This window comes from bacterium, from assembly GCA_040755755.1.
In the GTDB taxonomy this organism is placed as follows: Bacteria; SZUA-182; SZUA-182; order DTGQ01; family DTGQ01; genus DTGQ01.
Genome location: JBFLZW010000072.1, coordinates 126,059 through 137,746, shown reverse-complemented (window position 1 = coordinate 137,746; position 11,688 = coordinate 126,059). Strand labels below are relative to the sequence as shown.

The following is an 11,688-nucleotide window of genomic DNA, read 5'->3' as shown; positions in this document are numbered from 1 at the left end:
TTCCGCAAGATAGGAGCCGAGCTCACCGAGAAAATCACCGGCCTGCCCATCCACTTTGATTCCGAAATCATTTCTTCCATATTTGCTCAACAGCTCAATACCTTCTCGAGCAGTCCGCAGATCACGGGAATACTCAAGATTCAGGACCCCTACTTCCCCGGCCCGGCTTGCTGCTATGGCCATGGAAGGTTCTGGCTTTCCGGCCGGAGTCAGAACGATCATTCTAAATGTGCGCATAAGGTAACTTTCCCTCGATAATCTGACATTGTGAATATATCTTCAAGACTTTATGTTTAATATCCATGACTTTGGTTTTGTTTATATGTGGTAAATAACGCAGGCTGATGCGTTACAGATGTGTAATCCTCATTTCGTTAACTCAACACTCAGCACACATACAAGAGATACGGAATTCCCCTCATGAGGCAGACCATTTCAGCCTGAAAAACCCTGCTCTCGTGTTATCTTATTAATAATTCAAACCAGGCGTATAATCTGGTCCAGGATTCATAAATATAACTTCCCGTTTTGCCTTATTTAACCTAAAATCATAAACCTAAATAAGGCGGAATAACTACTTCACTCATTCAAATAAAAGCAACCTTAACTTTGACAATACATAATCGACCTTTTTTGGTTTTTTACTGCATTGAAAAAGGAGAAAATTTAGGTTATCATTAAGAATGAACTTCGGGCGTGAATTCACTGCTATTTTCATACGAGGGTGATCAACCCCTGCGGCGACTGCGGGGCTTATAAGGTCAAAGATGACCCCACTGTAAAACTTGAAAGGAAAGCATCTATGAACAAGGCAGAAATACTTGAATTTATCAACAGTAATCCTGCATGCTACCTGGCAACTTCTGAGAACAATGTACCTCATGTAAGGGGTATGCTGATGTACAGGGCGGATGAAAAGGGTATTACCTTTCACACCGGCAGTATGAAGGATTTATCCAGGCAGTTGCATAATAACCCCAATGTCGAGCTCTGCTTTTTCAGCAGCAGCAGAAATATTCAAATCAGAGTGTCAGGCAAGGCCATATTTATTGAAGATGAAGAGGTTAAGAAAGAAATCGTCGAGCATCGCCCCTTTCTCAAACCCTGGGTCGAAAAAATGGGACTTGAAATATTAACCATCTTTCGAGTGGTTGATTGTATCGCCCATACCTGGTCTTTTGAAACTAATTTTTCGCCGAAAGAATATATCAGGTTATCCGAGGGTGAATAAGGAAGGGAGATTTTGTGGGCATGGACATGCCCTATCCGGATAGAGCATGTCCAGCTTAACATGAGAAGCCTGCTATTGATGAACGTGAAATTAAGTATTCGACACAAGCATGAATCAGCTTAAATGCTGATTATTTTAAGGCTCATTAAGGAGAATGGCACTTACAGAAGCCAAGTTGGAACTCATCCACCGCGGCTGCCGCCGCAGAAGGCAGGAGCATTATCTTTTAGGGTGTAAGAGCATCATTGCCATTCTCCTTAAGGATGCTGGATTAAAGGCCTTTAAAGTAGACACAGCATGCCGAGTTAAAAGGGTGGAACCTTGAGAACCTTATGGAATGTAAAACTGATAAACAAAAAACGGCAGTAAGGTAATTTAAGAGAGAAACACAATGTCAGAGCATATAGAATGTTTCGACAAATTCTTAGCCGAGAAGTTTCAACTAGATCAGAAGGTTGAAAAGATCATCGAGGACAATAAAGCACTAAGAGCTGAAATCAAGGCCGATAGCAAAACTACTCGGTATTGGGTATTGGGTATTGGGAACCGGCATCACTGTTCTTTTGGGACTTGCTGCAATTCTCCTTACTTTTAGGCAAATAATCTGCACTCTAACTGCTACTTTAGCCAGACCTGCAAAAAGTAGAGAGCCAGTCCAGCCAGGGCAAAAATAAAAGCTATCTGAAACCAGATCTTCTGGCTGATAGAAGCCTTTCTTCCCATTGAAAAGTACCTGCTGATCGAAAGGCTGAGGAAGAAAAAAGCCAGGGCTAAAAAAACAATACCTATTGGTCGCGTACCCTGCATTCCTGCGATTCCCTCTGGATATGGTTATCTTGTTGCTATGGCATTATTTGCGTTATGGTATTATCTGTCCGGCAAAATACCATTGCCCTTCACGAAAGCGGCTGTTATTGTTTTCGACCCACTGGGCGCAGGAGGCCAGAGCTTGTTTTTGCCGGATTACGGGCATATCGGTTTCAAAGGGGAGATCGAGCCCATAGCGGATAACCAGCTCTTCATAAGCAAATTGTCGTATCTTATGCGGACTTTGCTCAGACTCCAGATTAGCCAGAAGACAGGCTGGTGAATAAGGCTGGCCATTGCGATAGCGGATTTGCGGGGAAAAGCGCGATCTGTTTTGGGTCCACCACTTCTGCCAGACTTCGGGATTCAGGGAGATGCGGGTAATCGTGGTGCCAAAAGGTTTTCCATCAGGCCTGGTCGGGACCTTGCCCTGGGATAGATTCTCAAGCTCCCCTTCAAACAACTCATCCGGGTCAATCTCATCGGGGACAAAGACTTCTTCGTAAAGCTGTGCACCAGTGATGAGATGAAGTGCCAGGGCCGCGGATTCGGCAGCTTCGGGATGGCCAAGATAAACTAGCAATGTTGGCAAGGCGGAAATATCTCCTAACAAACCCAGGCCGATGAGACAATCGGCCCCTGTCTGGCCGGTTCTGGCCATTTCCAGAAGAACCTGAACTGATGAGCGTCCGCCACCCAGAGCTGTCGAAATAAGCGGCCGGCCTTTGGACGGGGCATGGCCCGAACAGCAATTTATTGCCTGCTGCTCGCCAAGGCGCAGCAGTGCAAGCGCGGCAGCCGAAGAGACCGATTCATCTTCATGATGCAAATATGGTAAAAGCAGTAGCCGGGCACTTTGTTCACCCAACCGGCCAAGTGCCCGGATAACTTCCGGCAGGGAATCAGCAGGAGTGACCCTGAGTGCCGCCAGCAGAATTCCCGTTCCTGCCTTCAGTCGCCGATACCCGGCAAGGCTGGCTATGATCGGGATCAGTTCTCTCTTATTCTCCGGCCAGCTTTCATCTTCCGAGATCATCCGCAGGAATTCATCCTGCCACTCTGTCGGAATCTCGTACTTGAGGGCATCGCTTACGGCTTTCATCTTTTCGGCATCCTCCGGATCGAGCTCTTTCAGCACCTGCCGGACCAGGTCTTTGCGATTCTGTCGGCAGAAAACAATCACTGCGGCATGAAGTTCTCCAAAGTCTCCTTCCCTCGCCCGTAGTTGGCAGATTTCCAGAGCCAGTTCTCCCCCGACTACCAGGCCATCAATATGCGGTTCGAAGCGCTGCTCGAAATCACCGATATCCTGCCAGGTGATTTCAGGATCTTCAAAAAGTGCAAGCCGCTGCTCATAGAGGAAAGATGCCTCCTCCAGGTACTCCTGATAAAGTTCGATTAAAAAATCCCGGATAGATGTGGTCATAGAGTCACATAGTCAGTTGTTCAGGAGGGCTGAATCTTTACCCTCTGTCTGTACCTCAAGAGCAATAACATCCTGAGGGCCGTTTTTTACTCTCAGGCTGGCTCGCCAGATCAGGAAAAGCACATTTTCATCAGTGTTGATAATGACCGTATCAAGCCGGGTTTGCAGATGTTCGGTCCTGCGGTTTCGCAGCTCCACGCGGCATCGCACTGGCGATATCCCCGGCAGATTGAAAGCCATCCTGCCACCTGGTGAAGCATTCACAACCACCACCGGCTCGTCACCCCTAAGGAACCCCGCAGCTATCTGATCCGCCGGGGCGGCATTGAAGTATCTCCTGTCAAAATCCTGCGGAAGCAGCGGCATCCTTTGCTTCATCCAGACCTCATCGTAAGTTCCCGCCAAACCGGCCCTGGGCTGCCAATTCGGCGAAGTAAAGCCAAATCCGGCCGGCGGAGGTTTATCCTTGCAGCTCTTGATGAGGTGTCGCGGGTCCTCGAGATTCGGAAGCCGGATTCCTTCTTCAAATATTCCCTGTTTGTCACGATACCCGGTCCCTACGGGATTTCGAGGCTCAAAACTGTGCCGCTCCGGATTCGGGTGGCTGCGGTCCCATCCCCCAAAGGCCCGCTCATAGATCAGGGGTATGCGATCAAAGGGTGCGGGTTTGGTCATGGAGACAAGGCCAAAAGACTTGACCCAATACCTGTCGCCGATAACCCTCACTCCCTTCTCCACTGGCCCGACACGTAAGCCCACATTTACCTCTCTGGCACCTGATGCCGGTGCATAGGCATGGCCAATCAGGATAATGTCAGTGGCAGGTTTGATAAAAGCGGTTTCCGGCTCGTACTTATAACTGGAGATTTGCGGATCACCCCAATATTCGCCGGAAAGGTTGACAGGGACCTGCTTCTCCGCCAGTGACAGCAGTGATCCTCCCCTGATGCAATAAGTTGCCTTCACCACCAGAACAAGGAGCGGCCGCCCCTCCTCGTCCGCGAGAAACAATGGCTCAAAGGCAAAAGGTGTTGTATTCTCTATTGCAGGGTGACTCATGGCTGTTACTTCATCCTATTCACCGGGAAATGGTGTCTTCATTGGTATCCTGGCCAGGGAAGGGCAATAGCGATAGTCCGGCTGTGTAGCCAGCCCACGCCGTCCGGCAAGCCGCAAAAGAGCCAACCCCTCAATGAACACCTGCCGCTGAGCAACAACGGAGGGCTCTTCCAACTGACCACGGGCTTTATTCGCGGCAATCTGGGCCTCACGATCGTCGAGCAGATCGGCAAAGGCTTCATCAAAGGCCGGCTGATCCTGTTCCACGATCGCCCGGCATACATCCAGCCGTGCACTCGGCTGCCCTTCCAGGTAGGCTTCAAACTGTTTGAATAACGGCGGAATCTCCTGTTCGGGAACAGGTTCCTGAACGAGCCTGTGCAGGACCTGGGCATAACAATAGTCATCCTCGTACTCGTGCCCCTTTTGCCATTCGGCAGGTGAAAGCTCGATGATACGATGCGCCAATTCAAAATCACCGGCTGCTATTGCATCGAGCAGCGGCTCATAGCGCCCTGATGCCTGGTGGTGATCCTGCCCGATCCCTTCGCTTTTCAGCCTCTGGAGGTAAATCAGGCGAGCCCTTCCGCTGCGGATCAGATTGTGGTAAAAAAGGTCGCTATCACCTTTGACCAGGAGAACAATGATGGCGAGCGCACGAAACTTGTCTGAAAGCTCCAGGCTCAACCGTCCAAGCTCCTCGACCGGGTATTCGGGATTGGTCAGCCCCTGCATCCAGAAGGCTATCTCATAGGCCAAAGGTTCGCCGTATTCTTCAAGTTTCATGAATACTCTCTTCACCAGTATAATCACCGGATCCAGGCCGGGGATAATCATCCATCTCTACCCAGCGGATTCCAGTAAAGCCTTCAGCATCAATTGCTTCTGCCAGATCTCGCCGGATAAGGGTAATGCGATAGAAGTGCCGGGGGCGGAAAAGCTTTCGCTCGATCTTAATTACCTGACGTTCCTCATCAATCATTGATGCGTCAATCACAATCCGCTGTACAGATTCGATATCATCCTCGTCAAGTTCATCCCACGTAGCACCACATCTGTCGATATCGAGGCAGGCAACCGGGTCTATAGGGTGGATAATGAAATAGTTGCTCCTTATGGGCTTGTCCTTATGATCCAGAATAGTGACGGGCAAGTACTCGACTTTCTCAACTCTCCGCTTTTCAAGAAACTCTTTGAGTCTACCGGAGCCAACTATCAGCATATTTATGTTCTTCAGATTGTCTGTTAGCAGCGTATCATAAGGGCGATCTCTGTGCATATGGAAGAAAGCATCCGTAGGAAAGCTGGCAGCCCGGGAAACACCTTCATTAAGCTCCCACTTTTTTTCAACACCCTCCAGCTTCTCCAACACACAGGCATTTGGCAATTTTTGAGAAGCCCAGATTACATAGTTTAATCGCATCAAATCATCCTCGATTCTCTATACATGGCAAAGTTAAGCCTTGGATATTCCCTGTAAGGCATTGACATATTCTTCGATCTTGCGGGCAATTTCTCCATCCGATAATTTCCCTGAAAGGGGGAATGTTCTTTCGGTTACATCGCCATCATCGGCCATGGAAAACGGGAAATACCATTCCTTTACTTTTTCTCTCCCCTTTTCCCATGCCTTATGGGTACCACCCCGCCTCTTTCCTCTTCTTATAAGCTCGTTCTTATACTCATCTCTGAGTTTATTCAATTTACTTTTGAGTTGTTTTGAACATTCTTCATGATTGTCAGCTTTTTTTTCAAGCTTTTCTACAATATTTTCCAATTTTGTATCTACTTCATCGATATAGGAATCATGGTCAGAATTATGCATTGGAAGGTTTTTAAAGGGAGGAATTTTTTCCACGTTTTCTTTTAAATTCCCCTTTCTTGTACAATACCATTGGATCGTATGTGCCCACATAGGTAAGGCAATCATATTCTCCTTGACGTTGATACACCATTCAGTCTGGCGAAGGATTTTCTTGGCAATAACCCCGGACAACGCTTTAGTTACTGAAGCTACGCACAAAACATGATGAGCCTCATGAGATCTCCATCGGGTTATAAGCTTGCCCTTTTTGGTAACTTGCTGCTGAGGGTATTTGGGCCATGGTGGGGAAGGAGCACAGTTTTTTACATACTTCTCCCCACATCCACAGGTGCTTTTGCGCACCGCACAGAATTTCCCCACCTTGACTCCCTCGCTGTGCCTTCCTTGTGATTCAGCCATGTTCTTCTAATCCCTCATGCTTATTTTGTGGAATATGCCGCTAAAAGAATTGCTGCCCGGAGCGGACCTTCCGACGAGGATGTGACTATTACTTTTGGAGCTGGAGCATAATTGCGCACAAATGCCCCGGTCGCCATGCAGATGGCTACCGCACCACTGGCAGCGCCGGTGTCACCAAATGAGGCAGCCGGATACCACAGGAGCGGATTTGCAAATACCGATGAGCGCGCCCGCAGCCGAATAAGAGCATTGCCCCACTCTATTGCCCGGTAAGATTCACCGTTCTGATCAGTGATCAGCCAGACTGTCTGCTGAGCTTTATCCCAGTCCGCACTTTCGGTGAGGCCGATAAGAGCTTCCGCTAAACCGGCGCCGAGCGGAGGCTCTCCTGTCAGCAGTGTCCCGGCATCCTGAGTCAGGCAAATTTTCTGCACAACAGCAAGTGCATGAGCTCCTCTTGCCCGTGCACTTTGCAGAGTTTCCACCAGCAAAAACGCCCCGGCTTCGCCCGGTTGAAGACCGGATGGAGTGCTTGGAGTCTTGAAACGTCCCCTGCTCTCCAACCATGCCAGGGTATCCTCATCAAGGAGAGAGTCGATTCCCCCAATCAGAGCCAGATCGATTTTCCCTTGAGATAAATCTTCAATAGCCCTTCCCAGGGCTTCAGCTACGCCAGGATTGCCTGAAGTTGTCACAAACTGGAGGAGGGGAAGATCGCCCTGCCATCCACTGAGCCGGGCAGCTTCCTGGAGTATCCGTTGCGCAAGGTCCGCATTTGGAGGTTCTTTTTCAGCCTCCTGGGATTCCTCAATTTGTGCCTGCCGATCCTTTTCCTCCATGTCGAGCGGAATTCCCGTATGAGGTCTCAAGGGATTCGGCAGTGAGAGGTAGCATCTAACGCGGAATGACAGCCAGGGCAAGCCCGCTGCCTGCTTCTGTAAGTCAGCCAGACCTGCCTGAACGAGCCTGAGCAGCCGGGCAGGTCCCTCAAAACCCTCAGTCAATAGGGGGACCGGATGACCAATGGCATTTTCAATTTCTCCATCTTCAGGTGAACGGACCGGGTAATCAAGTTGCTCTGCCCGAACAATCCCGGCTCTCGCGGCAGCACAACCCGTGACCACATCATGTCCCAAAGAGGAAACCATGCCTCTGCCGGTAATGACAATAGTATCCATCGGATGAGCGATGCTCATTAAAATTCTTCCCCACACAGGTAGCAAACGGGCTTATCATCTCCCGCTGCCACCACCGGCCCCTGCATCACGGGAAAGGGCGGGGTGTTTTTGTCGTTATGGAGCATCAAGTCAAAGGCGCGGGCTACATTTTTCCCTTCGACCATAACATCGAAGGAAAAATTTACAAACTCAGCCTTGCCCTTGGTCTTACTTGAGACGACGCCTCCCGCACTCCCGGCCTCATCGCCGGTGCTCATGCTGAAATTCGAGTCCTTGAGGCAGATGGGATTGCCATCGCACTTCACCTTTTTACTCCCCTTCGCCGTATCGGAGGATTTGGCAATGTTCGGATAGGGAATGGGGACAGGACCGGCAGGGCTTGGAGTCTTGCACACATCGGGGAAGGCTATGGTCACGCCTCCACTATCCTTATGGACTACCGAAAGATTATTCACTCCGACGGTTACTGCCATGAAAAACTCTCCTTGAACCAATCATTAATTATCAGTTGTCAGGTATTAATTGATCTTTACCGCGGCGCCTTTGATTTTGTTTACGGCAGAGGCCCGGCTCACAATCTGAGTTCCTTTGACTACGACTTTGCCATCTTTTCTGAGCATCACCGAACTTTTGCCGCAGCGCAGCACAATCTCTTCCCTGGCCTCCAAGACCATCTTCTGGCCATCCAGAATACCTTCACGGGGCCGGTCCACAGATAGCACCATCTCATCCGAAGGAGGATCCGGATAGAGTTTGTCGTGAATGATGCCAACGATAATAGGCAAGGTGGAATTTCCCTTTTCGAATACCAGCAGGACGGAAGGGTTTTCCTGATCATAGCTGTCTGGCTTTGCAGGTGACGCCATGATCGAGCGGGCTTTGACAGGTCCCATCAGGTTGCCGGGAAAATCCACCAGTGCCTGGCCATTCTCGGTTATTTCAACGATCCAGCCGACACAGAAGTTTTTTATTTCAGGAGACCACACCATGCCAAGGTCCAGCGGTTTAGTCATCGTAGTTTGCATCTTTTTTAATTCTCCTTAATTTTACTGCCCTTGATAATTACATCCCCACTTCCCTTGATATTGATTTTCTTACCTTTAACCGTGATATCGCCACTCTTTTTCAGGATTATTTCCGCTTTTCCTGTCTTGATAGTAATCTCGTCACTGGCTACAAGCTGTATTTTCTTTGCCTGGAGGATATACTCCTTGGTAACCGATTCATTATGCTGGCCGCCAATATTCTCCTTTAAATCTTTGCCAATTTGGATGACTCTATCTTTCCCTACTGACTCAGTGAGGTTATTTCCAACATTTAATGAGCTCACTCCCCCAACGTTTTCCGATTTGGCCGCCCCGATTGACTCGACTTTGGCACCGCCGACCGTTTCAGACATGGCCGCGCCGACCGTGATAGCCAGTGCTCCTCCCACAGTAAGCTCCATAGCCGCACCCACTGTCTCGGCATAGTTGACAGCCACGGACTCGGTGAGATTCGAGCCTACCATAATATTCATCCCGGCGCCAATCTGTTCGGTATGCTCAGCGATCACCTGAATCGTCTTATTTCGCCCCACTTTTTCCGACTTGTCGCGCCCTACCTCAAGACTTCGGTCTCGCCCGATGGACTCGGCCCTGTCATTGCCAACGACAATGGTCTGATCATTTTTAACGACAATGTTCTCATCCTTCTCAGCGTGGATGAAGATTTCCTCTTCCCCCTTCTTGTCCTCGAAGCGAAGCTCGTTGGAACCTCCCCCGCCGAGGGACGAATCCGACTTGATTGTGCTTTTGGTTTTTTCAGCCGGGAGCGCATAGGGCGGCATATTGATGCCGTGGTACACTCGACCGGTGATTATGGGCTGATCAGGGTCGCCTTCAAGGAAATCGACGATGACCTCATGCCCAATCCGGGGGATATACATGGCTCCCCATCCCGCACCTGCCCAGAGCTGACTGACCCGGATCCAGCAGGAGCTTTTTTCATCCTTCTTTCCTTCCCTGTCCCAGTGAAACTGGACCTTGACCCGGCCATACTGGTCGGTATAGATCTCCTCGCCGCCAGGGCCCACCACGATTGCGGTCTGGCTGCCCCGAACCACCGGCTTTGGGGTGGAAAGAGGCGGGCGGTAGGGCACATCGAAGGGAATAGCGGTAAAGTTATTGCGATAGAGAAGCTCTGCTTCCCGTTCCAACCCCTGGCTTGCCTCGTGATCCAGCGAGGTGAGGACATAATCTTTATTGTTCAGGTCATCCCGGTAAAAGTGAGAGAGCCCGAATCGGTATCCGCTGCTGAAGGCCCGGCATGTGCTCGACCCGCGCAGGGTGGTGATCTTTGCCTCCTCTTCCTCCATGCGGATCTTGGCTATCCGGTCACCTTCTGTTTTTTTGGCATAGGATCCGGGATAGTCGTAGATTTCCCGCTCTCCGGGTCCCAGCTTGTACATGCCGGGGACATTCACCTCCAGGCCGGTATTGGGGATCTCGAAATTGTAGGCATTCAGCGAATACTTACCGGGCCTGATCTCCTGAACCCTCTCCAGAGCGGTGATGACATCCTCCTCCAGCAGGCCGCCGGCGCTCAGTTGATAACGGGCGGTTTTCTGCTTCGGGCAGGGCTTATGCTCCTGGGGGGCATCGGCCATAATCAGGGTATGCTTTCCATTCTCGTGCTCGAAGTAGTAATAGATGCCTTCTTCTTCAAGGAGGCGTGATACGAAGTTGAAGTCCGTCTCCCGGTACTGGACACAATATTCCCTCGGCGCAAAACTGCCGTGGAGCTTCATGGTGAAGTCGGAAAAGCCTTTTTCCTGAAAGATCTTCTCCACAATGTCCGGCACGGAGAGCTTCTGAAATATCCGGGAATCTGCGGTCATGGTAAGCAGCCATAACCAGGGAACCAGCGTGGCCCGGTAATGGGAAAAGCGGGGGTCTCCTCCTCCGGCTTCACCTCCGCCCCGCCCTTGGGAAAAACGCGCTATAAGGCCATGAAAATAGCGCTTGTCCCCGTCTGCCAGGGCAATGGATATGGTCGCGGGTTTGCCGATGATATCCTCAAATGTTATCTTATGGTTCTCCGAGAGCAGGTCCAGCTCAAACCCGAACAGGCAGGAGAGCCCTTCTGCCCCACGAAACCCCGAAAGCAACAGCACATCCTTCCCCAGAGGGGTATCGATGGCTATCAGTCTGTCATCTTGTGTGTATGGCATAAGGATTTCTCCCTTTCTTGCTGGATCGAAACTTACCTCTTTGGTGTATCCGGTATTTAAAATGCCCCTGCCAAAGCCATTATGACACTTTCTCTCCAAAGAAATCACGGCGATTGAGAGCTATTAGCTTGACATCATCTATTTGCTTATACTAAATTTTATCATAAATGGCCAATATTTGAAAACCTTATCTTAAGATTCAATCATTGACACCCGTCACGTGACGAGTTATCATTCATAGATGATAAAAACATTCGCCGATAAAGAAACACAACAGCTCTTTACAACGGGTAAATCAAAACGACTGCCACCGAGCTTGATCAGAAGGGCTATAAGGCGTCTGGAGTATATCGATTTGGCAGCAACTTTGAATGATCTCAGAGTACCCCCAAGCAATCGCTTACATGCCCTTACAGGAGATAGAGAGGGACAATTTTCATTATCCGTCAACGAGCAATGGCGTATTTGTTTCCGTTTCCTTAACGGTGATGCATATGATGTTGAAATAACCGATTACCATGAGGGAACAAATTTCCATTACGGAGCATAACA

The 11,688-nt window shown here is 49.7% G+C and carries 13 protein-coding genes; 2 read left to right on the top strand and 11 right to left on the bottom strand.

Annotated elements, in window-relative coordinates; genetic code table 11:
* The coding region (locus tag AB1611_20275; GenBank protein MEW6381920.1) for a hypothetical protein at positions 1–237 on the bottom strand (237 nt) is incomplete at its 3' end.
* Between the two features lie 565 nt (positions 238–802).
* On the opposite strand from AB1611_20275, the gene AB1611_20270 reads away from it, so the two are divergent.
* Entirely contained in the window at positions 803–1,231 is a 429-nt protein-coding gene (locus tag AB1611_20270; protein ID MEW6381919.1) for a pyridoxamine 5'-phosphate oxidase family protein, read from the top strand.
* A gap of 618 nt (positions 1,232–1,849) precedes the next feature.
* Here AB1611_20270 and AB1611_20265 read toward each other — a convergent pair.
* The 10 genes from AB1611_20265 to tssI form a co-directional block, all read right to left on the bottom strand.
* The gene (locus tag AB1611_20265; GenBank protein MEW6381918.1) at positions 1,850–2,038 is read right to left on the bottom strand and encodes a hypothetical protein; all 189 of its coding nucleotides are present in this window, start codon (positions 2,036–2,038) and stop codon (positions 1,850–1,852) included.
* Positions 2,039–2,090: 52 nt separating this feature from the next.
* Complete coding sequence (locus AB1611_20260; GenBank protein ID MEW6381917.1) at positions 2,091–3,464, bottom strand: HEAT repeat domain-containing protein; 1,374 nt, start codon at positions 3,462–3,464, stop codon at positions 2,091–2,093.
* A 12-nt stretch (positions 3,465–3,476) separates the two neighbouring features.
* On the bottom strand, positions 3,477–4,523 hold the full coding sequence (locus AB1611_20255) for a DUF2169 domain-containing protein (GenBank protein MEW6381916.1): 1,047 nt from the start codon (positions 4,521–4,523) through the stop codon (positions 3,477–3,479).
* 15 nt (positions 4,524–4,538) lie between these two features.
* A complete protein-coding gene (locus AB1611_20250) occupies positions 4,539–5,309 on the bottom strand; it encodes an Imm49 family immunity protein (protein ID MEW6381915.1) in 771 nt (256 codons plus the stop codon).
* Positions 5,299–5,946, bottom strand: coding sequence for a DUF1629 domain-containing protein (locus AB1611_20245; protein ID MEW6381914.1), 648 nt, complete (start codon positions 5,944–5,946; stop codon positions 5,299–5,301). The genes AB1611_20250 and AB1611_20245 overlap by 11 nt, the downstream gene beginning before the upstream one ends.
* A gap of 33 nt (positions 5,947–5,979) precedes the next feature.
* Positions 5,980–6,690 carry an AHH domain-containing protein gene (locus AB1611_20240; GenBank protein MEW6381913.1) on the bottom strand — a complete coding sequence of 237 codons (711 nt, stop codon included), beginning with the start codon at positions 6,688–6,690 and terminating at the stop codon, positions 5,980–5,982.
* Positions 6,691–6,767: 77 nt separating this feature from the next.
* Entirely contained in the window at positions 6,768–7,943 is a 1,176-nt protein-coding gene (locus AB1611_20235; protein ID MEW6381912.1) for a hypothetical protein, read from the bottom strand.
* A complete protein-coding gene (locus AB1611_20230) occupies positions 7,943–8,398 on the bottom strand; it encodes a DUF4150 domain-containing protein (GenBank protein ID MEW6381911.1) in 456 nt (151 codons plus the stop codon). The genes AB1611_20235 and AB1611_20230 overlap by 1 nt, the downstream gene beginning before the upstream one ends.
* Before the next feature lie 45 nt (positions 8,399–8,443).
* Positions 8,444–8,950 carry a DUF6484 domain-containing protein gene (locus tag AB1611_20225; protein ID MEW6381910.1) on the bottom strand — a complete coding sequence of 169 codons (507 nt, stop codon included), beginning with the start codon at positions 8,948–8,950 and terminating at the stop codon, positions 8,444–8,446.
* Between the two features lie 5 nt (positions 8,951–8,955).
* Positions 8,956–11,136: a type VI secretion system tip protein TssI/VgrG gene (gene tssI, locus AB1611_20220; protein ID MEW6381909.1), complete on the bottom strand. Its 2,181-nt coding sequence runs from the start codon at positions 11,134–11,136 to the stop codon at positions 8,956–8,958.
* Between the two features lie 241 nt (positions 11,137–11,377).
* Here tssI and AB1611_20215 point away from each other — a divergent pair, with 241 nt between their 5' ends.
* Complete coding sequence (locus tag AB1611_20215; GenBank protein ID MEW6381908.1) at positions 11,378–11,686, top strand: type II toxin-antitoxin system RelE/ParE family toxin; 309 nt, start codon at positions 11,378–11,380, stop codon at positions 11,684–11,686.
* Positions 11,687–11,688 lie beyond the last annotated feature (2 nt).